We start from the raw sequence: 26,845 nt of genomic DNA, 5'->3' as shown, positions 1-26,845 counted from the left end.
AGTGGTAAGTTGAGTTAGGTTTGATATTAGAATTAAGTTTTGATAAAGGAGAGAGAATGAATCAGGCAGTGAGTACACAATCAAGAAATAAAATCCATCCCCATAAATTTACTTTGTGGGTAGCAATCGGCAGTATCGTAATGATGTTTGCCGGTTTAACAAGTGCATACATAGTAAAAGGAAGTTTGCCAGGATGGAGCAAGGTTACAATGCCGGTTATTTTTTACTACTCAACTGCTGTGATGTTAATCAGCAGCGTTACAATCCAGAGTGGCCTGAAAGCATTTAAGGAGAGGAACATGAGGCAGTACCGCCGGTTGAGCACAGCGACTATCGTACTTGGATTTGTTTTTATTTTATTACAGATCTGGGGATTTTCACAGCTTTATAACAGTGGTGTTTTGCTGGAAGGAAGTGGTGCCGGTGTGTTCCTGTATATCATTTTCGGATTGCATGCAATACACGTACTGGGTGGAATTATTGCCTTACTGATTATGTTTTTCAGGGCATATAGCAAGCGGATACGCAATTATAGCCCGGTGCCGGTTGAGGTTGCAGCAACTTACTGGCATTTTGTGGACCTGTTGTGGATTTATTTGTTTGTGTTCTTTTTGATGAATATTTAATCAGTTGATGAAAATTCAGTTGAAGAAAATTCGATCAGGGCCCGGCAAACAACAATTAAATAATATTAGATAAATAATTAACTATCAATCTTAAATAACAAACATGGCACAAGCGATACCGGCGAATCAAAAATGGTGGAGTGGCGGCAGAAGTCCTTTCAACGTTGAGTATGGTAAACTGATGATGTGGTATTTCCTGATGAGTGATGCGTTTACTTTCGGAGCATTCCTCATTTCTTATGGAACGGCAAGATTTTCAACAAACAGCTGGCCCGATCCCAATCATGTGTTTTCATCATTCCCGTTTGCCGGGCATGCACATTTGCCGTTAGTGTTTGTGAGTTTGATGACATTTATCCTGATCATGAGTTCGGTAACAATGGTACTTGCCGTTGGAGCCGGTCATTCCAACGATCGTAAAAGCGTTGTTAAGTGGATGATCTGGACAATTATCGGGGGTATCGCCTTCCTTAGCTGCCAGGCATGGGAATGGAATCACCTTTATCACCAGGGTGCATGGTGGGGACAAATACCAACTGAAGCGGGCAGTGCATTCCTTAATGCTGATGGAACAAAACCGAATACTAATTTCAGTAACTTCTTTTTTACCATCACAGGTTTCCATGGATTTCACGTGTTCTCTGGTGTTATTATTAATATCATCATGTTGATCATGGCTTATACAGGTGTATTTGACAGGCGTGGTCATTACCTGATGATCGAAAAAGCTGGTTTGTACTGGCACTTTGTTGACCTGGTCTGGGTTTTTGTATTCACTTGTTTTTACTTGTTTTGATCAGCGATTAAAAAACCACCAGGCGATTAAACAATATTTTTAAGCAACAAGATTTTCTTATGGCACATACGGATTCACATACACATACTGAACACGCATCGCAACCGTACCATGGTAACACACATTCACCTGAGGTTACACATCATGAGCACAGTTTCGATAGCAGGGCAATCTGGAGAACATTCTGGATCCTTCTTGGTATCACTTGCGTGGAGTTAATAGTAGGTATGTTTATAGCCCCGAATTTTCATTCACTGAAGCTGATGTTTAATATCCTGTATATGATACTAACTGGCGCCAAAGCCTTTTATATCATTGCTGAATTCATGCACTTAAAGCATGAGATCAAAAACATGATCATGACTATTGCGGTACCGGCATTATTATTTATCTGGTTCCTGACAGCATTTCTCTGGGATGGTAATTCATTCAAAAATCTGAGAAACCGTTTCGACCGCAATCACGATGCGAAAAGAACTGAAAAGGTTACACCAGCACACGGAGGTGAAGCACAGAAGCCGGGCGCAATACATTAACAAGGCGAGTCCTTAATAAAAGATTAAATTATACTGAGCCATCCCGCACGTGCGGGGTGGTTTTTATTTTGTGAAATCTCCTATGGGCAAAGATTCGTGTAGTAACTTTGCGCTCTGAAATCCGGTTCATATCCTGAACACAAATCGCGCTTAAGCTTCACCAAATAGAATAAAAACCCAGCTATTTTGAGCAAAAAATCAGTTTTTACTTTATGCCTAGTGGTTATTTTGCCAGTATTTAGTTATCTACTGGTAAGATTTTACAGCGCTGCCGCCATCGAGATGCCTCCACGTTATTATCCTGATTCAGTCGTGACCCGGATCGTTGATGGCAAACAGAAAAACGATACAATCTGGCATAAAGTAAAAAATATTACGCTAACCAACCAGCTTGGCAAAGAAATCTCTCTTGACGATATTAAAGGCAAAATCATTGTAGCGGATTTCTTCTTCACCCGATGCCCCTCAATCTGTCCAACGCTGACAAAAAACATGAAAGCACTACAGGATGGATTGCGGCTTAAAGACACAAGAAAAAATATAGACACTGCTTTTGTCCAGTTTTTATCTTTCTCAGTAGACCCTGAGCGCGACTCTGTGCCGGTACTAAAAAAATATGCTGATCGATACGGTGTTAATCATGATATATGGTGGATGCTCACAGGTCCGAAAAAAACCATTTACGATTTTGCATTAAACGAGATCAAGTTACCCCTACAGGACGGAGAATCAGTTGATTCCAATTTCATACATACAGAAAGGTTTGTTTTGTTAGATCGGGACCATGTTATCAGGGGCTATTATAGCGGACTTGACAGTTTTGCGCTATCAAACCTGGCCGAAGATATTACGATGTTGATGCTGGAGAGGGATAAGAAAAAGAAGAGAAAATTTTTCTGATTCAGTACAAAATTTAGTTATCAAGCAATATATTAATACTATGAAACCGGAAATCGCCATTCAAAACACAGTGCCGGATCCAGTCATAAAGAAAAATGACAAGGTAGCAAAATTGATCATTGCGATATTGTCTGTCGTGGTTTTTGCAGCGGTTGTGATTTTATCAAGGGTCACGGTTAATGTAGATCTTGGCTTTGATGTACATCTTTTTGCCACCTTTAATGCAATCGTCAATAGCATGGTTTCAGTGTTGTTATTAGGTGGATTGCTGATGGTAAAGCAGAAAAAATATGAGCTTCACAAACGGATCATGATTGCTGCGATTTTATTATCTGCACTATTCCTCGTTTCATATATCTGTCATCATCTTTTTGCCGGTGATACAAAATTCGGGGGACTGGGCACTATCCGTATAATGTATTTTGTTATCCTGATTACACATATATTTCTCGCAGCTATAATACTTCCTTTCATTTTATTTACTGCATACCGTGCATTGACCGGTGAATATAATAAACACATGAAGCTCGCAAGGATAACCTGGCCAATCTGGTTTTATGTTTCAGTTAGCGGGGTGATTGTTTACCTGATGATCAGTCCATATTATTAATACGAAATTCAGGGATGTTGAATTGTATGTTACTCAGCAATGCCAGGATTTAATTTGGTTCCCCTTCCTTTCGCTTACCGGAATTTGTATAAACTGAATCTGCCGTTCAATGCAATTGCCGGAAGCCATATCTTCGAGGCTAATAATTTTTTAATGAAGACAAGGACTAATTTTTTCCAGGTATTCCGTCTGATACACCTGGCGCAGGTATTAGTTGTGACTATTTTCGGAATTGCCACCTTAATTATCGTGCGGAAAGAATTGCAGGAGCCGGTAGAGTCTTCTGTTGACCGGGCACTGCAGGTTATCGTAGTGGTATTTTCGGGACTGATGTTATTTTTTGGATTTAAATTATTTAAGAACCGGATTTTGAAAATCCGTGAAAGCCGCATCAATGCTGAAAAGCGGATTGCAGATTACCGGACCGCCTGTATGGTATGGTGGGTAATGATAGAGGTGCCCGCACTGATTTCGTTTGCCTGTTTTATGATTACCGGGAACTATGCCTTTTTCGCGCTGGGAATATTTCACCTGATGATACTGATTATGTTTGCTCCGCGAAAGGATAATATTATTCTCTTGTTGAATGTCAGCAGCCAGGAGCTACAGGAAATAGAAAAATGATGACATGTTGATTCAGAAAAGAAGATGATCAGATCTTTGGCTCAAAAAATAATTGATGAGCTGTTTGATTCGGAAAGTAAATTATTAAGTTAGAAAAAAGTACTTGATGAATTGATTGATTCAGAAAGTAAGTTTTTAATTTAGTTAAGAATCAGATTAGTTAAGATTCAGAATTCTGAAGCCGGGTCCCAGAACTTCTCTTTGAAGTTTACTACGGTGTCATCAACAACCGCTGTACCTTCTTTCTCCAGCAACTCCTTCATTTTATCGGGTGTTTCAAAATGATTTTTACCGCTCAGCATACCATTACGGTTTACAACCCGGTGTGCGGGAATTTTTGGATGGATATTATGCGCACCGTTCATTGCCCATCCCACCATTCGTGCTGAAAGTTTTGTGCCCAGGCAAGCGGCTATGGCTCCGTATGAAGTAACCCGGCCTTTCGGGATCTGCCTGGCAACTTCATAGACGAGTTGAAAAAAGGATTGATCCTTTCTACCAGACGGAGTTATGACCGATAGTTTTTCCTGGCTGCTGTTTTCATTTGTTTTATCCCTGTTCGATGGAATTTTATTTTGCTTTGTTTTATCAACCGATTTTTTGCTTTTCTTCCTTCCTGGTTTGGTATCCTTTTTATCCTGGGCTTGGATTTTTTGATCAGCAGGTATTTTTCTTTTTTTGGGCAGGGTTTCAACTTTTTGATCGACAGGCTTTAATCTTTGGTTAGGCACAGCTTTGACATTCCTAACAACCGGATTAGCTCCTTTTTTTGCAGGCTTATTTGTCTTTGTTGCCATTGGTAGTTTTTCTTTGTTGAATTAATGCTGATCTTTTTGGTTCCGGCACTTTCTCATAATCAAAAGGGCAGTGCCTGCATCCATTACCGCAACAGGATCCACGCTCCAGGTGATAAGCAGCGGTCATGACCATAAGCCCGTCTTCGTTGAAATAATAATCAACTCCTTCTGTCAGTTTGTTCTTCAAGTAATAATTCTTTTAGCTCATTGGATTTATCTTCCAACGGCCCTGCCGGCAGCCTGAAGTGAAGATAATGAACGGTCCTGCTTTGGGCGATATCCAGGTTTTCATAGTGCGTCTTAATTCTCAGTTCACGCGATGGCTCCCCCACGGCATAAAGATTGTCAACGTCCTCAACCAGCTCAAGCCCATGCAGCGCTATCACCCATTTTGTAAACCTGTAAAGACTCGGGGAATCTGTTTTTAGATGAATGCTCCCACCGGGAATAAGAAACTGCTGGTAAAAACTCAGGAACTTTGGATGAGTAAGTCTTTTGGAATTTTTAGAAGTCCTGAGCTGTGGATCCGGAAAAGTCAGCCAGATTGATTCAACCTCCCCGGGCGAAAAATAGCTGGCAATCCGGTCGATCTGGGTACGCATGAAAAATACATTGCCGAGATTTTCTTTCAGTGCAGTTTTGGCCCCGACCCATAAACGGTTTCCTTTTACATCAATTCCCAGGAAATTCCGATCCGGATATATCCTTGCCAGGCCAAGGGCGTATTCGCCTTTTCCACAGGCCAGTTCCAGCGTGATCGGATTTTTGTTTTGGAATCGTTCATGCCATTTTCCAGCTGTTCCTTCCGGATACTGTAGCACGTTTGGGAACCCGAGTAGTTCCGCAAAACGTTTTAATTTTTTCTGACCCATTTCTGCAAAGTTAATGGTATGAGGCTTTACATGGCACAGGCAATGGCACAAGCAATAGTTGATAATGGTGCGTCACAATCCAGGAACAGACAACCAGGTAAATAAGTAAATCCCTGGTTCGATAAAAAGGAAGAACCGGTTAGAAGTTAATCCGGTCCTTCCTTTATCTGGCTGTAGAGGGAGGACTCGAACCTCCACGGAGCGGTTAGCCATAGCGCAATGATTAATGTGGTGGTCAACCCCAGTCGCCTAAAGTCGAAACCAAGGCGGCATTACACTATGTTTATCCCGAACTCTCCACCCCCGAGACAAGAGGGCATGTCTGCCAAAATTCCATCACTCCACAATCTGATTGATGATCTGCGGCTGAGAACAGGAACAACCTCCTGTCCGAGCTTAATTGTCGCATCAAACCTTGTCGGTCTGTTCGACAAAGATGCAGAAAAAATGGCAGGAAATCGTCTGCATTTTATCAAAATGGCTGCTGAAAAATAGCCTCCTGCCACTCCAGGAGATACTGAAATCAATTCCAACAGCACTGATGGAAAAATCTATTTAATCGTCGACTTATAAAACCAGCAACCAGGTAACGAAACCCTGCACCGAAGTTAGTCGGCTAAGAACGCATGTTTAACCAGATACCCAGGTTCAATTGTCCGATTGTTGTGAATTCACTTATTTGCTCACCTGTTATTTCGCCACTTTCTGCACGACCTTCCCTTGCGAAGGCGTAGCCAAGGCCAAGATTTAAATCGAGACTAAAACGCCTGCGGTAATTTCTTTGAAGGCCCCAGACAATCCCGGTTTTATGTATTGAACGTTGGCTGTTTTCCGCGTTGAATGTTATTTTGAAAACAGGGGCCACATAATTCAGGTTATTCATATCGATGTTTCTTCCTTTAGTTCCGCGTCGGAATGCGTTGTAGTAATAACGATATTGGATTGTAATTGCAGGGTCAAGATAAAGATGGGAAGTTGTACCGAAAGTACTGGAATAGCCCAGATATCCTGAAGGGTTGAAATATGCCCTTCCGTATAGTGTTTGAAACCGACCAATTTTCTGTTCATAACTGATGCCGGGGCTTAAAAAGCTAATCTTCGTTAGATTAATAACTCCCTGCTCATTTCCGCTTTGCGCGAAAGCATTGCTTATGTTCAGAAAGAGGAGAAAAAAAAGGGCGGGTTTGATTGACATAAATGCAATTTCTTTAATAGAAAGGCAGGAAATGCCACAAACGGGTGAGTTGCAAAAACAAGCACATGAATCGTTAATTCAAAAAGCTAAACTGTAATAAGTTAAACTGCTAAACGGCTGCTTATTATCATTCATCTTCTTAAACTCAAATCTCCGTTGCCATTGCAGGATCACTGATGCCGTGTTTTGAAGTCTCAACCCGGCCTGCAAAACGCCTGAGATAGGTATTGCCCGTGTTAACTGAAAAATCATACCAGTTTCCACTTGGCTCCAGTTTCCATTTCTTTTTTACAGATTTGCCCCCAGGCACTTTAACCTTCAATGGCGAACCATAATCATATGCATTACCGGTAATAATAACATCAATGGTTTCGCTGCTTTTATTAACGATCTCCAGGCCGATACCACCTCTCCGATGGTTGTAGGTTAACGAAATCTCAGGCTCAAACTCAAACCCTTTGCCGGTAAACTTTCGGAAGTAACCATTTGGTCCGTAAACTTCCAGGTCATATCCGGATTCATTAAATGCCCAGCTATCAGTAAGCGATTTTCCAGCTTCAACGGTGTATCTCCCCGGAATCTTTTCCAGGTGTTTCAAGTCATAAACATGGAAAACGGTACCTGCCTCACCTGTATTTTCAAAACTTAAACTGATAGCAGTTTGCGCAACTTCGGCGCTTGTATTCAAACGATAAGGCAGGGACCGGGAATATTTCACGCCTCTTTCCTGGAATAAAGGTTCAGGGATTTCCGGGGGAGATGCCCGGGGCAAACTTTTAAGCGCTGCCTCTACCGAAGCGTAATCATTGGTTGCAGGCATTGCCGGAAAAACTGCGTCATTAGGGTGCTTAAAATCGAAAGCTGAAAGCAGGTCGCTGCTTACAGCCCGGTGCCAGGGACTGATTCCAGGCAGCTGAACACTAAACCGGTTCTCGATAAATTGTGCGACCGAAGTATGATCAGCCACTTCAGAATGCACCCATCCTCCTTTGCTCCAGGGTGAAATAATATAAAGAGGAACCCGCGGCCCCATACCCCAGGGCCGTAGATCCCCACTTATAGTATCAACGGGATCGAGATAATTTCTTTTATTCAACTTCCTGTTGTTATCGAAGTACATACCTGCCAAATCAATCGTACTCTTTCCCGCAATTGTACCATCAAGGTTATAAGAAGGAACTGCAGGGGCAGGAAGATGATCAAAAAGACCATCGTTCTCATCGAAAGTCAAAAAAAACACCGTCTTAGACCAAACTTCCGGATTTGAAGTGAGGGCAGTCAATACCGCATGAGTAAAATCAGCACCGCGATATGGACTGGATGGACCACCCGGGTGCTCGGAATCATCCCTGGATGGAAGGATCCAGCTAACCGCGGGAAGTGTATCATTGGCAACATCATTTGTTAAGTGTTCCAGCGACCAATGTTTCATACCCTTTTCATAAATAGGGGAGCCGGGTTTTGCGGTCCGGAAACTTTCAAATGCGAGACAACCATGCATTGCACCCGTCCAGTTATTGTTGGGATCCTGGTAAAAGCGCCAGCTAACCCCGGCTGCCTCAAGCACATCAGGTAGAGTCGCCCATTTAAAAGCACTGCCTTTGTAAGTATAACCCGGATCGGGATGTTTTCCTGTTATCCAGCAACGTTGATTGACCGGCTCCGAATCCTTGTCTGTACAATTTATTCCAGCTGCACGTTTATCGGGATCCGAATTTGTTCCGGACCAGAACATGATCCGGTTTGGGTCGGTGCCTGTTGCAATGGAACAATGATAAGCATCTGAAATTGTAAATGCATCAGCCAGCGCATATTGAAAAGGGATTTCCTCACGAGTGTAATAGGCCATCGAGTGTGGCGTTTTAAACTTTGGCCAGAAGCCATATTTTCCCTGGTTCCAGGCAGCCTGCATGTCCGGGAAATCATGCGGTGTTGGCTTAACAAGTGCGGCGTTACTGGTTCTCAAGTTTGCCCGGTAGGGAGGTATTGTTTTCGATCCATCTGACTGAAAAAATGCCCTTTTTCCGCTTTCGAGAGGGATAGGAAAACGGTCCCCAAATCCCCGCACACCCTTCATTGTTCCAAAATAATGATCGAAAGAACGATTCTCCTGCATCAGGATAACTATGTGTTTGACATCGTTAATAGATCGGGTGGAACTATCAGCTTCTACCGCAAGGGCCTTCTCAATAAGCGCTGGCCATAGCAATGAACCCATTCCAATCGTCGAAGACATGCTGATAAATTTTCTACGGTCTATCATAAACTGGAATTTAGATAAAATAACATCGAACGTGTAAAAAAACTGGGGAAAGCAAAGTTTTTTTCGACCAATCAGATGACTCCATGCTTGCTGCCGAAATGGGAACTTTGAAAAATACTGTTAAGGTTCACGGGATTGTAGCTTCAAGAGTAAATCTTGTTGTTATCCTGGTTAAAATGACGAAAATCATCGGGTTAAAGTTTGTAGCAAATTGGATAATTGAGCAGCGACTCATTTACGAATGATGTTATAGTTCTTTAAATTCGGTTATATATAACTGTTAGACATTACAAAGGCAAATACGTCTGTGTAAATTTTGAAATGATAAGAATATCTAAGATCATTGGCAGGTAATTTACTTTTTTTACTAAGGGTAATTTCTTAGAGATCTCTGTCCGGGTAATATAGCGATCCAGGGACATAGTAATGCCTGATATTTTTTATTTATCACCAGGAAAGTTATGATTGTTGTAATTGCTCAATGTAATTTTTCTATTTGCTCTTGCTCATTAATTAATGAGTAATCTTTTTTAATCTGAATTCTTGGTTACTTAACATATAGGTTTTTTCTTTGCACCAGAAAAATTTTCGCGCAGTCAGGCAAGCGGGTAAATATTTTTGAAAATTGTTTACAATACAAATTTTACACCTTTTTCTGATAATGATAATGTGAGCGTTATGGATGTGTATCTGATAGAAGGAATTCAAAGAAATGACGAAGCGATTTTTTCAACAGTATATAAGCAATATGAAGCCAGGCTTTATTTTTACTTTCGCAGGAATGCACAATCAGGAGCTACCAGCGCCAACCTGGTGCAAACTACATTTATTAAATGCTGGAACTATCGGAAACATCTGAGCCAGGATATTGCTTTGTCCCATCAATTATTCCGCATTGCTAAAACAACACTTATTGATCTGTTGCGTCAAAAAGCTAATGAAAGGCTGGTGAGCCTGGAGGGTTGTACCTCAGTTATGGATATTCCTGATGCTCCTGCTTCTTCACATCATCGGTTAGATGAGGTTAATGCAACACTGGACAAAATTTCTCCTGAACGAAGCAAGATTATTAAATTCCGTCTGAAAGGATTGACCAATAAAGAGATTGCCGAACAACTCGGTATATCTAAAAAGACAGTCGAAAATCAACTCAATAAAGCTGTTAAAGAAATTCGCATTCATATCGCTTCTGCTACTAACATAGCTTTTCCTTTCTTAATATTATTCCTGCTTAACACTTAAGGATTCCCCATTCAACAAAGCCTGTGTTAACAAATTATTACCGGTGGGTGTAACCCAACCTGTAAAACGTATAGTTATTGTATACCTGGCCTTCTGCTTCTCATTGATATGCGCCTGTATAAAAGTGGCAGACACTGGCAGGCAATATGTAGTGATTCTAAATTAATCAAGCTTGCTAAGGATGAAAATTATCCCCTTGTTGGGGACAGGAATTGTATTGTCTAAATCAATCCATAAAATGAAACTATTTTATTTGCTCGTACTGTCGGCTTTCGTAATCTTTTGTGCGGGTAACAAGGCATTGGGCCAACAACAACAACCGGCAGTTAAAGGCATGGTACAAAGTGAAACAGGTGAGGCTTTGCCAAATTTAACCGTGACTGTCACAAACAAATCGGGGCAATATTCTGCTACAGCTCAAACTGATTCTTCCGGTGCTTTTACTTTTGTAACATTGACAGCAGGGGATTCATACTCCTTTAGTTTTACACATGTCGGTTATCAAAAAAAAGTATTGGGGGGCTATACTTTTAAAGGAGGTGATATGATCCGTTTATTGGTTAAACTGGCTGTTAATGATAATTCTTTGGACGAGATAGTTGTGGTAGGATATGGCTCGCAGAAGAAGGTAAATCTTACTGGCGCTGTAACACAGGTGAGCGGCAAAGTGTTGAGTGACCGGCCTATGCCGAATATTTCAAGAGGTCTGCAGGGACTTATACCCAACCTGAATATTGTAATGACCGATGGAAAGCCTACCCGTTCCCCTGGTTATAATATCAGGGGTATCACATCTATCGGTACCGGAGGAGAGGCGCTGGTGCTGATAGACGGCGTTGCTGGCGACCCAAATTTACTTAACCCTAATGATGTCGAAACTGTAACCGTATTGAAAGATGCAGCGTCTGCTGCTATATATGGTGCCAGGGGCTCTTTCGGTGTAGTATTGATCACTACAAAAAATCCAAATAAAGGGAAAGTGCAGGTGAACTTCAATTCCAGCTATACCATTAATCAGAAAACAGTGAATCCGAAGCTTGTAAATGATGGTTATGAGTGGACCAAAAATTTTGGAGACTCCTATAATGCATGGTATGATTATAAGTCGCTCCCGGCTACTATCAACGGTATTATTCCGTACACACCTGCTTATCTCGACTCGCTGAAGGCAAGATCAGCCGATCCTTCATTGCCTAAAGTAACTATTGATCCGGCTACCGGCAGATATATTTATTATGGAAGCACCGACTGGTACAATGAATTATACCGCAAAAGTGCGCCAGCTTTTGATAATGCCCTGACCGTATCCGGAAGTAATACTAACAGCGACTTTTTAATTTCAGGCAGGTATTATAAGCAAGGTGGTGTTTTCCGTTATAACACTGATGAGTTCAACCGGTATAACCTGCGTATGAAAGGAAATATCAAACTCACGCCCTGGTTTACGCTTAGCAACAATATAGACTTTAATGCCTATAAGTATTTTTATCCCATAGTGAATGGCGGATCGCCTGTATGGCGCTATATGGACGTGTCTGCTGTTCCTATGGCGGTTATGTTTAATCCTGATGGTACGTTGACACCTTCTTCTTATCAATCTGTAGGGGATATGTATACCGGTAATAATAATCAAATTACCAAACAGATGTATTTCAGGAACACCTTATCTTTTAGTGCAGATATTATCAAGAACGTCCTGAACCTGAAAGGCGACTTCACTTATGCCTATACTAATAATACGATGGATGAAAAACTTTATCCGGTTAGCTATAGCGCAGGTCCTGGTATTGAAGGTGCCAACACCAATAACAGGCTTACAAAAACGACAGATATTACTAACTATTATGCAACTAACATTTACGCTGAAGCGAAAAAGGATTTTGGCAACCATTCTATAAAACTGCTGGGAGGGATGAATATTGAAGTTAGCCAGAACGATAGTACGCTGGTTCAACGGGATGGTATCCTCGACCCTTCCCTGCCAAATATTAACTTGCTGAACGGCCAGAACTATATTCTTTCAGGCGATGGCAATGAATGGTCTATTGCAGGATTATTCTTCAGGGGTAACTATTCTTACAAAAATAAATACCTGGTAGAAGTGAACGGGAGGTACGACGGATCTTCTAAATTCCCTTCCTATTCGAGGTTCGGATTTTTCCCTTCTGTTTCTGCAGGATGGCTCGTTTCAAGGGAACCCTTTATGAACTTCAGCGACAACTGGCTGGATAACCTGAAACTTAGGGTGTCTGTAGGTAGCCTGGGTAATGGACAGATTGCGCCTTACCGTTTTATATCCCTGATGAATGTAACACAGGGAAGATCTATAGCGCTGAACGGTGCCTATCCTACTTACGTTCGTAATCCCAGCGTTCTGCCAGACAATCTTACCTGGGAAACATCCACTACTGTTGACGGTGGAATTGATATTGGAATGCTGAAGAACAGGTTGAATGTTTCCTTTGATTATTATCAGAGGTATACCACTAACATGTTCACACCCAGCCAGCCATTGCCATCCACATTCGGGGCAACAGTGCCTTACGGTAACTACTCTGATCTGAAAACATCGGGTTGGGAGCTATCCGTCAACTGGCATGATAATATCAATGAGAATCTGGGTTATAGCCTGGGGTTGGTGCTATCTGACTACAAGGCCTATATCACCAAGTACAATAATCCCAATGGAGTTTTACCTTATGGGGGTAATGCAGGCACCTATTATGAAGGACAACGTTTAGGCGAGATATGGGGATTTGAAACAGAGGGTTTATATACCCAGGAAGATCTTGACAAGCCGCATCCCAATCAGACCTCCTATATCTCAGTTTCCAACTCTAATATTCCTTTACCGGGCGATATCAAATTCAGAGACCTTAATGGAGATGATTCTATTAATATAGGAAAGGGAACCCTGGCAGATCATGGAGATCTGAAGATTATAGGCAATTCCCTTCCACGCTATAATTTTGGAGTTAACCTTGGCATGAACTGGAAAAGCCTTTCGTTCAGTGCCTTTGTTCAGGGCATAGGATACAGGGATTGGTGGCCTGGCATCGAAGCTGGTCCTTTCTGGGGTCAATATAACCGGCCTTATGAATCGATACCCGCAGATATGATGAAAAATGTATGGACACCTGAAAATCCTGATGCTTATTTTCCGAGATACAGGGGCTACGTGGCTCTGAGCGGTACAAGGGAACTGGCAGTAAAACAAACCCGTTATTTGCAAAATGCAGCTTATTTGCGCTTGAAAAACGTGAATCTTACCTGGGCCCTGCCGCAAAAATGGGTGAGGCTGCTAAAATTGACCAATGCCAGGGTGTACGTGACCGGCCAAAATATACTCACGTTTACACCGATGCATAAATATGCGGCGAATTTTGATCCCGAAGTTATCGATGGTTCTGATCCTGAGGTAAACGCCAATGCGGGTAACGGGTATGCCTACCCTATGCTGAAATCTTATTCTGTAGGCGTAAATCTGACTTTCTAAATATTTTAACTGGAAACATGAAAAAAATATTCTTTTTACTGATTGTCGCAGCAGGTTTACAGGGCTGCCAAAAATTACTGGACAAGCAGCCTATTGCAAGTCTAACATCAGACAAGGTTTTTCAGAATGCCAATAACATGGCCTTGTATGTGAATTCTTTTTATATAGACCAGATACCATCGGCTATCACTATCGCTACTGGTGATAACCTTTCTGATTACATATCAGGGAACAATATACCGGGGCTTATGTCACCTTCCACCAACGCCAACAACGTTGGGGGCTGGTCCTGGAGCGTTTTAAGGAATATCAATTATTTCCTGGACAATTATAATAATAACCCGGATATTCCTGAAGCTACCCGTAATGGTTATGCGGGTATAGCCAGGTATTTCCGCGCCTTGTTTTATTTTGGCATGGTAAAAGAGTATGGAGATGTACCCTGGTTTAGCCATGCTTTAAGTATCAGTGATTCTGCGATGTATAAAACCAGGGATGCCCGAACACTGGTAATGGATTCCATTTTGGCCGACCTGGATTTTGCCATTGCGAATGTGCCGGCTGCCAAGGATAACGGCGCTTCTACCATCACCAGGTGGGCTGCATTGGCCCTTAAATCAAGGATATGTTTGTTTGAAGGCACATTCCGTAAATATCACACAGAACTGAACCTGGCAGCATCCGCAGATGACTTCCTTAATAAATCGCTGGATGCTTCCAGGGCAATAATTAACTCCGGCAATTACAAACTGCACAATACAGGTAAGCCTGTTTCAGATTACAGGGAACTGTTCACCACAGAAATCCCCTGGTCAGATGAAGTAATCTTATCCTCTGTCTACAGCAATTCATTGAGACTCTGGAGCCAGTTAAACCAGTACTTTACCAGTCCTACCCTTGGCAACAGGTCAGGACTGAACAAGCAGTTTGTGAATACTTACCTCAACCGGGACGGTTCCCGTTTTACGGACCAGCCTTTGTTTGACAACATCCCCTTTGTAAATGAAATGAAGAACAGGGACCTGCGTCTTCAGCAAACCATTCGCTGTAACGGGTATAAGCGTCTGGATGGTTCTTCGGCACCACCAGATTATGCTTATACTTTCACGGGTTATCAATTCCTGAAGTATACTCTTGATGACAAGAACCTTGATTTCAGATCTCAGAATAATAATTCCCTTCCTATATTCCGGTATGCAGAAATATTACTAAACTATGCCGAAGCAAAGGCAGTACTTGGGCAGTTCTCTGCGGAAGATTGGAATACAACCATAGTGCCGTTGAGAGCCAGGGCAGGTATAACGGGCACGGCTTATCCTGCTACTATCGATCCATATCTGCATAACACTTATTTCCCCAATATTTCAGACCCTGCATTGCTGGAAATAAGAAGAGAAAGAGGAGTAGAACTGGTTTGTGAGGGGCTTCGTTTTGATGATGTCCGGCGCTGGAAAGCAGGTTATCTGATGGAGATGCCTTACCATGGTGTTTATGTTCCACAAATGAATACGCTTTATGACATGAATGGAGACGGTGTAAAGAATGTTTCATTTGTAACCGCTACACCTGCTAACCCTGTACCAGGAGTGAGTTATTATCTGATCAACGGCAGTTTCGTTTCCTTAACGAATGGTAATTCCGGCAATATTCACTGGCTGGTAAATTATGATGCCACCCGTAAATGGAATGACAAGTTTTATTATAACCCTATCCCTACCAACCAACTTGTATTAAATCCAAAACTCACCCAGAGTCCGGGTTGGTAATTTCATGAACACACAAAGTTGGTAATTTCTTGCGCAAATAAAATAGAGATAAACAATACGGATAAACAGATGAAGAAGATTATTATAGTGCTTGCATTTACTCTGAGCTTTGGACAGCTTGTATTTGCCCAGGAACTTAAAGACATTGAAAAAACGAGGGTGTTATTGCCAAACGGCTGGAGCCTTACACCAGTGGGCCGGCACCTGCCATTAGGTGATCTGCCTCTGAATATAGCAGTGAGCCGTTCACAACGTTACCTGGCTGTTACCAATAATGGCCAGAGTATCCATTCGATTCAGTTGGTTGATACAAAATCCGAAAAGATTCTGGATAATAAAATCATTCAAAATAGCTGGGGCGGTATTGTTTTCAGCAGTGATGAAAAATACCTGTATGTTTCCGGGGGTAACGATAACTGGATCCTGAAATACGCGATCAAAAATGGTAAGCTGAATACTGTTGATACCTTTAAACTAGGCATACCCTGGCCCAACAAAATATCTCCATCCGGAATCACCATTGATGATCAGCGTCAGTTGTTGTATGTGGTAACTAAGGAAGATAATAGCCTTTATGTAGTTGATCTTAAAACGAAAGCGATACCGCAAAAACTGGCATTGGGAGGTGAGGCCTATACCTGTCGTTTGTCACCCGACAAAAAAGAGCTGTATATCAGCGTATGGGCAGGCGATAAGATCCTGGTCTATGATACTTTTAAACACACAATGATTGACAGTGTAGCCGTAGGAGATAATCCCAATGATATTTGTCTTGATTCAAAAGGAGCTTATCTTTTTGTTGCCAATGCCAATGACAATAGTGTATCAGTGATCGATATCAAAAAACGGAAAGTGTTGGAAACACTTACTACTGCTTTATATGCCACTCAGCTAAGCGGTTCTACTACCAATAGTGTTTCCCTTAGCCAGGATGAGAAGACCTTATATATTGCCAATGCAGATAACAATTGCCTGGCGGTATATGATGTAAGTCAAAAGGGAAAAAGCACCTCCAAAGGATTTATTCCCACCGGTTGGTATCCAACATGCGTGAGAGTAATCGGAAAAAAACTGTTCATAAGTAATGGAAAGGGGCTTAAACCTTTTGCAAATCCCAAAGGACCTAATCCAATGGTAAAAAAACAACCGGTAGTGCTTCATGAAGGCATCCCTAACAAGCCCGAAGAGGTGCAATACATTGCCGGCATGTTTCAGGGCGACATGAGCATTATTGATGTTCCTTCAGAAAAGCAGTTAGCTGTTTATGCACAGGCAGTATATAACAATGCACCTTTTAATAAAGAACAACAGGTATCAGCCGAAGGAGAGAAGGGTAATCCTATCCCTCAAAAGAAGGGAGATGTATCACCTATCAAGCATGTTTTTTATATAATCAAGGAAAACAGAACCTACGATCAGGTGCTTGGTGATATGCCAGAGGGTAACGGTGATAAAAAGCTGGTTTTATTTGGTGAAAAAATTACACCCAACCAACATGCACTGGCAAGACAGTTTGTTCTGCTGGATAATTTTTATGTAGATGGAGAGGTGAGTTCTGATGGACATAACTGGAGCATGGGCGCTTATGCAACAGATTTTCTGGAGAAGACCTGGCCAGCTTATTATGGCAGGAAAGGTGGTTCCGAAGCTTCCTCGGGGATGCGTAATGTGGCCAATAATAAAGCAGGATTTATCTGGGATAATGCCAGCCGATCCGGAGTTACCTTTAGAACATACGGTGAATTTTCTGACAATAAATTCCGTCCGCAAGTGCCTGTTTTAGAAGGGCATGTTTGTCCTTATTTTCCCAGCTTTAATGGAAAAATCAGGGATACTACCCGATTTGGTTTATGGAGAAGGGAATTTGACTCACTTGTGGCGGTAAATGCCTTGCCACAGTTGATGACTATAAAGTTTCCTAACGATCATACTGAAGGTACTGCTGTCGGCCGGCCTACTCCTTTTGCACATGTGGCTGATAATGATTTGGCAGTGGGAATGTTTGTGGAATACCTGAGCAAGAGCCCTGTGTGGAAAGAAAGTGTGGTTTTTATAATCGAAGATGATGCCCAGGCCGGGCCGGATCATGTGGATGCTCACAGATCCACCGCATATGTTGCAGGGCCCTTTGTAAAGCGCGGCTTTGTTGATCACACTATGTATTCCACTAGTTCTGTGCTACGTACCATTGAGCTGATTTTAGGAATGCCGCCTATGACTCAATACGATGCGGCGGCTACGCCCATGTGGCGTTGTTTTGCCAGTGAAGTTAATCCCAGTGGATTTGTGTCCTTGCCCGCACAGGTAGATTTGAACGACAAGAACAAGGACGAGAATAAGATGGCTTTGGCCTCCGCAAAGCTTGATTTTTCAAACGAAGACCGTATACCTGACCAGTTGATGAATGAAATACTTTGGAAATTTGTGTATGGTGAAAATTCCCGGATGCCAGCTCCTGTAAGGGCAGCTTTTTTCAAACAAAAGCAAGAAAAAGATGATGATGAATAAAACCAGTTTGTTGAAAACCCGGCCAACCTTATATTCATAACTGAAGCCGGGGAAAAAGCAAAAATCCCGTAAAAATTGAGTTACAACTTTTACGGGATTTTTTAGCTGTAGGAGGAGGACTCGAACCTCCACGGGGTAGTTAGCCATAACGCAATGTGTGGTGGTCAACCCCAGTCGAATTTCGCCGAAGCGGAAGCCGGCATTACGTCACGTTTATCCTATGTTCCCCACCCCCGAGACAAGAGGGTATGTCTGCCAAAATTTCATCATCCCACAATATTCTCAACGATTTTTGCGGATTTATGGAGTATCTTGGATAATCTCCCGCTATAATTAAACGTTGATAGTGCAATATTATATCAAAATGCTCATTTCCTTGTAATATTTTCAATAAAAATTTTGAAAAATTCGATTTTATTCAAATATTTGTGGATACCGTTGATGAAATCTAAAAACACATTGCAAAAATGGGAGCTAAATTAAATCTTGACAAACTGGATCTGCAGATCATTCACGAAATGATGGACAATGCAGAAATCTCCTATGCCGACCTCGGCAAAAAACTGTTTGTTTCAGGAGGAACCATACATGTCCGAATCAAAAAACTACAGGAAGCGGGCATTGTGAAAGGTACCAAACTCAATGTAGATATAAAGCAATTAGGCTATGATGTGATCGCGTTTATAGGCATTTATCTTGAAAAAAGCAGTTTGTATGATTCCGTTGCAAAAGAGCTCCATAAGATTCCTGAAATCGTCAGGTTAAACTACACTACCGGAAATTACAGCATGTTTGCTGAAATTATCTGCAAAGACATTGGACAACTGAGGTTTGTGTTACACGACGAGCTACAGAAGATCAAAGGAATAGAACGTACGGAAACATTTATTTCACTTGAAGAAAGCCTCAGCAGGAATGTGCAGGTATATAAACAATAGAAAACGGGACGCTTTAGACAGCAATTCAAATAATTATATTGTCATTACACAATAAATTAGTGTTTCTGAACATTGAATATTAAGATTATTTTTAGATACCTAACTAATTTCAACCGAAGCTAATCGCACCTGACATGAAAAGAACCTTAAACCCTCTTGTAATCATAATATTTTTCCTGGCCAGTATTGCTGCTTGTAAGAAAAGCGGTGGTGGCGGTACAGGATCCTGCACCGAAACTGCGATGACCGTGACAACAAACCCGGCTATTGGCAGTGTGCAAACACCGTCAGCAGGAACCACTTTCCCGCTCGCTGTAAATGTTTCAGCCAATCTTCCGGCGGCAGGAGTAACCATCGAAGTAAAAGCAAGACCTGAATCGTCTTCAACAGCATTCTATACCGAAACAAAAACAGCGACAGCTGCGATGACCAATTTCACTATTACCGCTACCCCGGTCGGCGTTCCGGCAATTGTTGAGATCACAGTTACCTCAAAAAGTTGCGCTACCAACAAATTCACCGGTAACTACAGGTACTCAAAGAAATAATAACAGGAAAGCGAATCCGATTCTGTACTGAATCAATCTTTAACCTGCAGCGCGTCCCGCAGCCCGTTTCCCAGCAGGTTAAATGCAAGCACCAGTATCATAATAGCAATACCCGGTGCAAGAGCCAGCATCGGATTATGGGTGATGATGAAATTATAATTTTCCTTAATCATCAGTCCCCAGCTCGGTTGAGGAGGCTGCACTCCAACTCCTAAAAAGCTAAGACCTGCCTCAATAACTATAGCAGAAGCAAAGTTTGAAGCTGCAACCACGATCACCGGGCCCATCACATTCGGCAAAACATGTCTCACAATGATCCTGGCATTGGTAAATCCAAGAGCACGTGCAGCTTCCACATATTCCATTTCCCTGACGGCCAATACCTGGCCGCGAATAATACGGGCAACGCTTACCCACATCGTTAATCCAATGGCAATAAATATCTGCCAGAAACCCTTGCCCAAAACCAGTGTGATTGCAAACACAAGTAATAAGGTGGGTATGCTCCATATTACGTTTATGAACCACATCACAAGCTCATCTACCCAACCACGATAATAACCGGCAACTGCGCCAAGCATTACCCCAATACTTAACGAGATAATGACTGTTATAAGCCCAACACCAAGGCTTACCCTAACGCCAATCAACAAACGACTTAATATGTCGCGACCGTATTTATCTGTTCCAAGATGAAAACGGATTTTTTCAATATGGTATTCGCTGATTATCCGTTCCCCGTTATTAAGCAGATTGATATTCGAATCACTGTTAATTTTCTGACTACCGGCCTTTTTAATTTTACTGCCACTGTTGGGGTTGTTAATACCCGGCTTCTCAAGTAAAAATGCTTTTCGTTCTTCCAGCCCCTCGTCGATGTATTGTGTAATCACCAGGCTGTCGCGGTTTTCGTTATAGCTGGTTATTGGCGTATAGTCATACAAATCCTTACCGCCAAAAAACAACTTCTCCAGGAATGAAGGCTGCGCCTGCTCACGTTGTGTCGGGGTTTTCAGAAACAACATACTAAAGCCGGGCTTCTGGCCACCAATTTCAACGATCATGCGATTTGCGTTGGAAGAACTATCAGGTGCAATCATGTAACCCAACAAGGCTATCAACAAGGCTATGATAATGATCACAATACCGGCAAGTGCTCCCCTGTTTTTCCGGAGCCTTCGCCAGGTACTACGTTCCTTTGATCCTTTTGCCATGATTACTTATTTTTCTTCCCTTCCATTCATATGATCCGAATTTGCCAAGCCAGCCGGCAATAATCGTATACATAATGTGAAAGGGTTGCATAAAGGGAAAATACCGCATCAGCCGCTGCTGGCCAAAAAACATTGCTACCCTGTTTACAAACGGGAATTCAATCAACAATTTTGCAATCAGCATCAGCAAAAAAAATATGAAGTAGTTTGTCTTCCAGAATGATGCAATGCCGGCAATCAAAAAAGAAACGTTGACAAGATAAACCGTCATCAATACCCAAAAAATCCTTTTATCATCATAATGCACGGCTTTACTCGCCCAGCGAATCCGCTGGTTAAAAAAAGTACGTAGAGAATCAGCTCCTGATGTATCAACAATGGCCTGCCTGGCCTTCAGATAGGAGACTTTATCAGGGTGTTTCCTAAATATCTTATACATAAGCAGCATATCATCACCACTTGGAATATGATCTATGCCATTGAAACCATCTGCTTCTATAAAAGCTGCTTTGGTATAAGCAAGATTTGCTCCATTACACATCGTGTGAAATCCTGAAGCAACCGAAGCACCGGTGATGCCCTGAAGAGTTATAAAATCCAGCGTTTCAAAGATGGACAAAAAACTATTTTTTGTTCTGAACCTGACTGGTGCAGCTATGAATACACTACCTGTGGCATGATGACATGCGACAATAGTGCTTAACCATTGTGGCTGAAAGCTGCAATCTGCATCAGTGGTTATTATCAGTTTCCCGGACGCAATATCAATGCCTGCGCTGATCGCTTGTTTCTTAAAAGATCCGGGACTTAGACCGGCTATATCCTGCAGCCTGATCGCGCGGATATAACCGGGTTGATTATAAGCGCTGATCAGTTGCCAGGTATCATCTGTTGAATGGTCATCAATCAAAATAATCTCAGTTAGTTCAACGGGAAAATCCTGGCGTTTCAAAGATTCTAACAGACCCGATATGTTTTTTGATTCATTCCTCATAGGAATGATCAGAGAGATCCGGGTTCCGTTCCTTGTTTCTTCCGCATTTGTTGCATTTATTGAAAGAGCATCCGGCAACCCGACCTCTTTTATCCTGTTCCATTCACGATGATAATATGCGATCAGGACCGCATAACCAATCATCAGGATGATAAAGAAAAAGTAGAATAAAACCATAATGATTCGAAGCTAAATCAAGGATCTTTTTCATGCCCGGGCATTTATCAAAACCTCAGGCGCCTGAAAATTTTTGAAAGATTTTTTTTGTTTTTCAGCTGCATGATCTGGTGCCCGCATGGCAATAGCTCAACTTTACACAAATCATGGGTATCACGACAAAATGCGAGTCCTGTTTCAGCCGGCATAATACGGTCGTAAGCGCCATAAATCAGCAGCACGGGAATATCACGGTTATGTATATGCTGTTTGATTTTTTTTATATCGGGACGCATCCAGCGCATGGCCATCCATCTTTTATACAGCATATTCCGGGTCCCCGCTTCCTTCAGATAAAACCAGCTGAATTTGAATACAGCGGGATTGATAATCTTCAACTTGTTTGCCACCCGAAGCGTAAACAACAACCAACCGGGGTTTTTTACCGTAATTGCAAAAATCCTGCGACCAACAATAGTGCTTGTTGAGATCCAGTACCAGTAGTTACTACGCAGACCATCCGGTGCCAGCAAAATCATCCGGTCTATATGTTCCGGCTGATAATCCAGCAGGCTAAGCGCAATGCGACCGCCCATACTGAAACCTGCAAGCTCAATCCTGCCATTGGTACGTCCATGCTTCTTACAGATACTACTGATCAGATCCCAGAGTATCGTCACATCAAACCGCGCAGAGTCATCCCAGTTTGTTTTTCCATGATGCGGCAAATCGATAGCCAACAAGGAACAACTGGCAGGTAATACTTCTTTCATGATATCGAAAGACAATCCATTTTCATCATATCCATGGAAACAAACTATGAGACGGTGCCCCCGGTCAACAAAATGATAGTGAATCAGCGATGTCTGGTGTTCTATGAATTCTGCATGCATCTCCGTCCGCAATCTACTGCCGGAAACTTGTATTACCATCAGTACTGCCCGAATTCCCGATTCCGCCGTTTTAACATAATCGTGCAAAAAAAATCCCGGCCAAGCACTTGATGAAACCAAAGAAATGAATTAACTTTGGATAGTTGCATAAACAACTATATGCCAAACAACCATTTTAAGAAGGGAGAACTTTATAGCTTTATCACGGGAATCGCGTCAATCGCAATAGCCAGGAGGCTGCAAAAAAAGTTCAACAACGCAGGTCTCAATCTTACTATTGAGCAATGGAGCGTTTTATATCATCTCTGGAAAAAAGACGGGATCAGCCAGCAGGAATTATGTAATGCCAGTTTCAGGGATAAGCCAAGTATCACCAGGTTGGTAGACAACCTGGAGAAACTCGACCTGGTTAAAAGAGTTCCTTCAGATTCAGACCGCCGAATCAACCTCATCTATCTTACCAAACAATCCCAGACCCTGCAGGATGAATCAATGGGTCTTGCAGAAGAGACCTTAAACGAAGCTTTGACCGGTGTTCCCGAGGAAAGAATCGAAGTATGTAAAGAGGTGTTGAAAATCGTTTATGACAATCTTAAATAAGCAGAAGTTTTAAAATCATTAGCTAATCATAAAACTTGCAGATATGAGCACCATCACAGAAAATAAAACATTGCTGAAAGGCGGAGAATGGCTGGTTCGCGAAAGTACTGCCGCTGATACCTATACATCTGAAGAATACAACGAAGAACAACAGATGGTTAAGGATATGTGCCGGTCTTTTCTTGACACGGAGGTTATGACTGCTATAGACCGCATCGATAAGATGGAGGCTGGATTGATGCCGGGCCTGCTTGAAAAAGCTGGTGACCAGGGGCTTTTAGGCATTTCAATACCTGAAGAATATGGGGGGCTTGGTAAGGATTTTATAACAGCCACCCTGGTGAACGAAGGGCTCGGTGGAGGTTATTCATTTTCTGTTGCAGTAGCCGCGCATACCGGTATTGGTACCTTGCCTATACTTTATTTTGGCAATGACGAACAAAAGCAGAAGTATATTCCAAAACTTACTACCGGTGAATGGAAAGGCGCTTATGGACTTACGGAGCCAAACAGCGGAAGCGATGCATTGGGTGCTAAAACAACAGCGACACTTTCTGCTGACGGTAAACATTATTTACTCAATGGCCAGAAATGTTGGATAACGAACGGCGGGTTTGCAGATGTTTATACCGTGTTTGCAAAAATCGACGGCGATAAATTCACCACATTTATTGTTGAGCGCGGCTTTGAGGGATTTACCCAGGGCCCTGAAGAACATAAAATGGGTATCAAGGGATCATCTACTGTACAATTGTATTTCCAGGACTGTAAAGTTCCTGTTGAGAATGTGCTTGGTGAAATTGGCAAAGGTCATATCATCGCATTCAATATATTAAATATAGGCAGGTTGAAGCTTTGTGCAGCAGCGCTCGGGGCTTCAAAACGTGTTGCTTCCAACAGCATTCAGTATGCAAATACAAGGGAGCAGTTTAAAATGGCAATCGCAAATTTTGGAGCGATAAAATCAAAGCTTGCGGAAATGGCTATTCGCATCTGGGTATGTGAAAGCGGACTTTACCGTTCAGCAAAATGGATCGATGACAAAGAACATGAACTCGTCCAAAAGGGTAAACCTTTTAATGAAGCTTTATTGGGTGCTGCTGAGGAATATGCGATTGAATGTGCCATGCTGAAGGTTTTCGGCTCAGAAGTGTTGGATTTTGTAGTTGATGAAGGGGTACAGATTCATGGTGGTAACGGATTCAGTGATGAGTACCTGGTTTCAAAAGCTTATCGCGATAGCCGTATCAACAGGATCTTCGAAGGCACCAATGAAATCAATCGTTTACTGACAGTTGACATGGTCCTGAAACGGGCAATGAAAGGAAGAATAAATCTGATGGAGCCCGCCATGGCTGTTTCCAAAGAACTAATGAGTATTCCGGATTTCAACAGCGATGATGATGGTGAATTTGCAAAAGAGAAAAAAATGATCGTCTCTTTTAAAAAAGCAATTTTGATGACTGCCGGTGCAGCTGTTCAAAAATTAATGTTGAAGCTTGAATCTGAACAGGAGATTCTTATGAACATTGCAGATATGGCTATCGAGACCTATCATGCTGAAAGTGCCTTATTGAGGCTGATCAAATTAGCTGAACAAAAAGGGATAGCTGCCTGCAGCTATGAACAGGATATCGTTCAGACTTTCATTTATGATACGGCCGACAGAATAAACAAATATGGAAAAGATGCTATCAATTCATTTGCTGATGGTGATGAACAAAGGATGATGTTGCTCGGCATAAAACGATTTACCAAGGCGGAATCATTTAATTCGAAACTTTCACGCAGGCGTATAGCCGATAAACTTATAGCTGATAATAAGTATCCTTTATAATTGAAATATAAGCGCATAGATTTAACGGTTAAGTCCGCTAAATCTATGCTATTGAGAAATCAGGCATAAGTGGAGTTGAAATTTGCTTAGAATAAGTTGGATAGTGATTTCATTTTGGCGGGATTTCTTAACTTCCTGAAATGAAATGCGCAATCCTGCTCTTATTTGTCAGTTTGAATTCAATCGCCCAGGATACCAATGTTCTTTATTCAACCCCGTACGATACAATCGTAGCTAAATCATCTTTTTTTGTAAGGAGCACCGGGCCGATGCCTTATCTCGAATATGGCCTTGGGGATGATCGTCTTGGCGGAGCGAAAATGACTTACCTGGATAGCAATCTTCTTTTGAGAATCGTCGACTCGTCCGTAACCGACTACAAAGTGCAGCTATCAAAAAATCATTCAGCATATATCCAGAAAACAAATACAAAACCAGATTCCCTTGCTATCAAAAAGCCCTATTACCTAAGTGGCAGCTGGAAGGTTTATGGCGATCAGCACCAGGATTTCATCAGTGTGCAGCTCGATGAGAGATTGCCATATCGTAGTCAGCAAACATTGACCCCTGCTGGTCTCACTATTGATATTTTTGGTGCAACAAGTAACACAAACTGGATTACTCAAACGGGTACAGCAACAGAAATCAAAAACGTTTGGTACGACCAGGTTGAAGACGATGTGATCAGGATCCATATTCAACTCAAACATCAGCAACACTGGGGTCATTATATTTCATATGATAGTGCTTCGAAAAAATTACTCATAAGGATCAAAAGACAACCTTCACTGAAATCAAAAAATCTTACCATTGCCATTGATGCCGGCCACGGTGGAGCCAATACAGGAGCTTCGGGCAAGATGACAAAAATTTTGGAGAAAGATTACACGCTGAAGTTTGCTAACGAGCTCAACAAAAGGCTGAAAAGAAAAGGGTTCCGGGTAATCATGACCAGGACCTCGGATGTTGATATCAGTATGATCGATCGGGCACTTATGTTGCGTGCCCTAAACCCTGACCTTTTACTTAGCCTGCACCTGAACTCGTCCGCCAATGCTGCCATCCGCGGCGCCAGTACTTATTACCGCTACATCGGATTTCGACCACTAACTGAAAGTATTCTGCAAAGAATGCTGGCACTGGGGCTATCAAATTTTGGCAATGTGGGTGCATTCAATTTTGCGCTTAGCGGCCCCACTGAATATCCCAATTGCCTGGTAGAAATCGCTTTCCTGAGCAACGAGGAAGATGAAAAGCTGATTGCTGATCCAAAGTTTCAGAAACGTGTGGCAAAGCAAATACATAAAGGAGTGAAAGACTGGTTGAATAAACTGGATTGAAAAAGCTGATCAAACAAATCGATCAAACAAAGCCGTCAAACAAAGCTGAATGAACAAAAACTTGTCGAACAAATATATTTGAACGACCGGTTTA

Annotated in this window: 24 protein-coding genes; 16 read left to right on the top strand and 8 right to left on the bottom strand. The window is 42.1% G+C overall.

Features of this window, described 5'->3' with window-relative positions; translation table 11 throughout:
- Positions 1-56: 56 nt before the first annotated feature.
- From VK664_RS00845 to VK664_RS00820, 6 genes are all read left to right on the top strand, one after another.
- Positions 57-626 (top strand): cytochrome c oxidase subunit 3, encoded by a 570-nt coding sequence (locus VK664_RS00845; RefSeq protein ID WP_461396696.1) that lies wholly within the window; start codon positions 57-59, stop codon positions 624-626.
- Between the two features lie 103 nt (positions 627-729).
- Entirely contained in the window at positions 730-1,422 is a 693-nt protein-coding gene (locus VK664_RS00840; RefSeq protein WP_461396695.1) for a cytochrome c oxidase subunit 3, read from the top strand.
- A 59-nt stretch (positions 1,423-1,481) separates the two neighbouring features.
- A complete protein-coding gene (locus VK664_RS00835; RefSeq protein WP_461396694.1) occupies positions 1,482-1,958 on the top strand; it encodes a cytochrome C oxidase subunit IV family protein in 477 nt (158 codons plus the stop codon).
- Between the two features lie 186 nt (positions 1,959-2,144).
- Positions 2,145-2,858, top strand: a complete 714-nt coding sequence (locus VK664_RS00830) for an SCO family protein (protein ID WP_461396693.1) — start codon at positions 2,145-2,147, stop codon at positions 2,856-2,858.
- Between the two features lie 40 nt (positions 2,859-2,898).
- Positions 2,899-3,468 (top strand): DUF420 domain-containing protein, encoded by a 570-nt coding sequence (locus VK664_RS00825; protein WP_461396692.1) that lies wholly within the window; start codon positions 2,899-2,901, stop codon positions 3,466-3,468.
- A 153-nt stretch (positions 3,469-3,621) separates the two neighbouring features.
- Positions 3,622-4,092 (top strand): hypothetical protein, encoded by a 471-nt coding sequence (locus VK664_RS00820; protein ID WP_461396691.1) that lies wholly within the window; start codon positions 3,622-3,624, stop codon positions 4,090-4,092.
- A 167-nt stretch (positions 4,093-4,259) separates the two neighbouring features.
- Here the strand turns inward: VK664_RS00820 and VK664_RS00815 are convergent, their stop codons facing one another.
- From VK664_RS00815 to trmB, 3 genes are read right to left on the bottom strand one after another with little or no spacing between them, the layout of a single operon-like run.
- Positions 4,260-4,889 carry an MGMT family protein gene (locus tag VK664_RS00815; protein WP_461396690.1) on the bottom strand — a complete coding sequence of 210 codons (630 nt, stop codon included), beginning with the start codon at positions 4,887-4,889 and terminating at the stop codon, positions 4,260-4,262.
- The gene (locus VK664_RS00810) at positions 4,870-5,076 is read right to left on the bottom strand and encodes a DUF5522 domain-containing protein (protein ID WP_461396689.1); all 207 of its coding nucleotides are present in this window, start codon (positions 5,074-5,076) and stop codon (positions 4,870-4,872) included. Before VK664_RS00810 ends, VK664_RS00815 begins: the two co-directional genes overlap by 20 nt.
- Entirely contained in the window at positions 5,048-5,761 is a 714-nt protein-coding gene (trmB, locus tag VK664_RS00805) for a tRNA (guanosine(46)-N7)-methyltransferase TrmB (protein WP_461396688.1), read from the bottom strand. Before trmB ends, VK664_RS00810 begins: the two co-directional genes overlap by 29 nt.
- A gap of 318 nt (positions 5,762-6,079) precedes the next feature.
- Between trmB and VK664_RS00800 the strand changes: the two genes are divergently transcribed.
- On the top strand, positions 6,080-6,256 hold the full coding sequence (locus VK664_RS00800; RefSeq protein WP_461396687.1) for a hypothetical protein: 177 nt from the start codon (positions 6,080-6,082) through the stop codon (positions 6,254-6,256).
- 121 nt (positions 6,257-6,377) lie between these two features.
- On the opposite strand, the gene VK664_RS00795 is transcribed toward VK664_RS00800, so the two are convergent.
- On the bottom strand, positions 6,378-6,956 hold the full coding sequence (locus tag VK664_RS00795) for a hypothetical protein (RefSeq protein ID WP_461396686.1): 579 nt from the start codon (positions 6,954-6,956) through the stop codon (positions 6,378-6,380).
- Positions 6,957-7,101: 145 nt separating this feature from the next.
- Complete coding sequence (locus tag VK664_RS00790) at positions 7,102-9,192, bottom strand: phosphocholine-specific phospholipase C (protein ID WP_461396685.1); 2,091 nt, start codon at positions 9,190-9,192, stop codon at positions 7,102-7,104.
- A 645-nt stretch (positions 9,193-9,837) separates the two neighbouring features.
- On the opposite strand from VK664_RS00790, the gene VK664_RS00785 reads away from it, so the two are divergent.
- The 6 genes from VK664_RS00785 (at position 9,838) to VK664_RS00760 (ending at position 19,717) form a co-directional block, all read left to right on the top strand.
- Entirely contained in the window at positions 9,838-10,461 is a 624-nt protein-coding gene (locus tag VK664_RS00785) for an RNA polymerase sigma factor (RefSeq protein ID WP_461396684.1), read from the top strand.
- Positions 10,462-10,699: 238 nt separating this feature from the next.
- Positions 10,700-13,957, top strand: coding sequence for a SusC/RagA family TonB-linked outer membrane protein (locus VK664_RS00780; protein WP_461396683.1), 3,258 nt, complete (start codon positions 10,700-10,702; stop codon positions 13,955-13,957).
- Between the two features lie 17 nt (positions 13,958-13,974).
- Positions 13,975-15,723, top strand: a complete 1,749-nt coding sequence (locus VK664_RS00775; RefSeq protein WP_461396682.1) for a RagB/SusD family nutrient uptake outer membrane protein — start codon at positions 13,975-13,977, stop codon at positions 15,721-15,723.
- 69 nt (positions 15,724-15,792) lie between these two features.
- Complete coding sequence (locus VK664_RS00770) at positions 15,793-18,231, top strand: bifunctional YncE family protein/alkaline phosphatase family protein (protein ID WP_461396681.1); 2,439 nt, start codon at positions 15,793-15,795, stop codon at positions 18,229-18,231.
- 467 nt (positions 18,232-18,698) lie between these two features.
- A complete protein-coding gene (locus VK664_RS00765; RefSeq protein ID WP_461396680.1) occupies positions 18,699-19,169 on the top strand; it encodes an Lrp/AsnC ligand binding domain-containing protein in 471 nt (156 codons plus the stop codon).
- A 134-nt stretch (positions 19,170-19,303) separates the two neighbouring features.
- Positions 19,304-19,717, top strand: a complete 414-nt coding sequence (locus VK664_RS00760) for a hypothetical protein (RefSeq protein WP_461396679.1) — start codon at positions 19,304-19,306, stop codon at positions 19,715-19,717.
- A 32-nt stretch (positions 19,718-19,749) separates the two neighbouring features.
- On the opposite strand, the gene VK664_RS00755 is transcribed toward VK664_RS00760, so the two are convergent.
- The 3 genes from VK664_RS00755 to VK664_RS00745 are packed head-to-tail and all read right to left on the bottom strand — an operon-like array spanning position 19,750 to position 22,974.
- Positions 19,750-20,931 (bottom strand): ABC transporter permease, encoded by a 1,182-nt coding sequence (locus VK664_RS00755; protein ID WP_461396678.1) that lies wholly within the window; start codon positions 20,929-20,931, stop codon positions 19,750-19,752.
- The gene (locus VK664_RS00750; RefSeq protein WP_461396677.1) at positions 20,906-22,102 is read right to left on the bottom strand and encodes a glycosyltransferase; all 1,197 of its coding nucleotides are present in this window, start codon (positions 22,100-22,102) and stop codon (positions 20,906-20,908) included. The genes VK664_RS00755 and VK664_RS00750 overlap by 26 nt, the downstream gene beginning before the upstream one ends.
- A 47-nt stretch (positions 22,103-22,149) precedes the next feature.
- The gene (locus VK664_RS00745; protein ID WP_461396676.1) at positions 22,150-22,974 is read right to left on the bottom strand and encodes an alpha/beta fold hydrolase; all 825 of its coding nucleotides are present in this window, start codon (positions 22,972-22,974) and stop codon (positions 22,150-22,152) included.
- A 159-nt stretch (positions 22,975-23,133) separates the two neighbouring features.
- On the opposite strand from VK664_RS00745, the gene VK664_RS00740 reads away from it, so the two are divergent.
- The 3 genes from VK664_RS00740 (at position 23,134) to VK664_RS00730 (ending at position 26,751) form a co-directional block, all read left to right on the top strand.
- Positions 23,134-23,574: a MarR family winged helix-turn-helix transcriptional regulator gene (locus tag VK664_RS00740; protein ID WP_461396675.1), complete on the top strand. Its 441-nt coding sequence runs from the start codon at positions 23,134-23,136 to the stop codon at positions 23,572-23,574.
- A 43-nt stretch (positions 23,575-23,617) separates the two neighbouring features.
- The gene (locus VK664_RS00735) at positions 23,618-25,411 is read left to right on the top strand and encodes an acyl-CoA dehydrogenase family protein (RefSeq protein WP_461396674.1); all 1,794 of its coding nucleotides are present in this window, start codon (positions 23,618-23,620) and stop codon (positions 25,409-25,411) included.
- A 140-nt stretch (positions 25,412-25,551) separates the two neighbouring features.
- Positions 25,552-26,751: an N-acetylmuramoyl-L-alanine amidase family protein gene (locus VK664_RS00730; RefSeq protein ID WP_461396673.1), complete on the top strand. Its 1,200-nt coding sequence runs from the start codon at positions 25,552-25,554 to the stop codon at positions 26,749-26,751.
- Positions 26,752-26,845: the final 94 nt, after the last annotated feature.

Origin of the sequence: Flavitalea sp. (assembly GCF_035489435.1) — a bacterium.
Classification (GTDB): Bacteria; Bacteroidota; Bacteroidia; order Chitinophagales; family Chitinophagaceae; genus DATHKG01.
The sequence above is the reverse complement of the archived record's forward strand: the minus strand, read 5'-3'. Positions and strand labels throughout refer to the sequence as shown.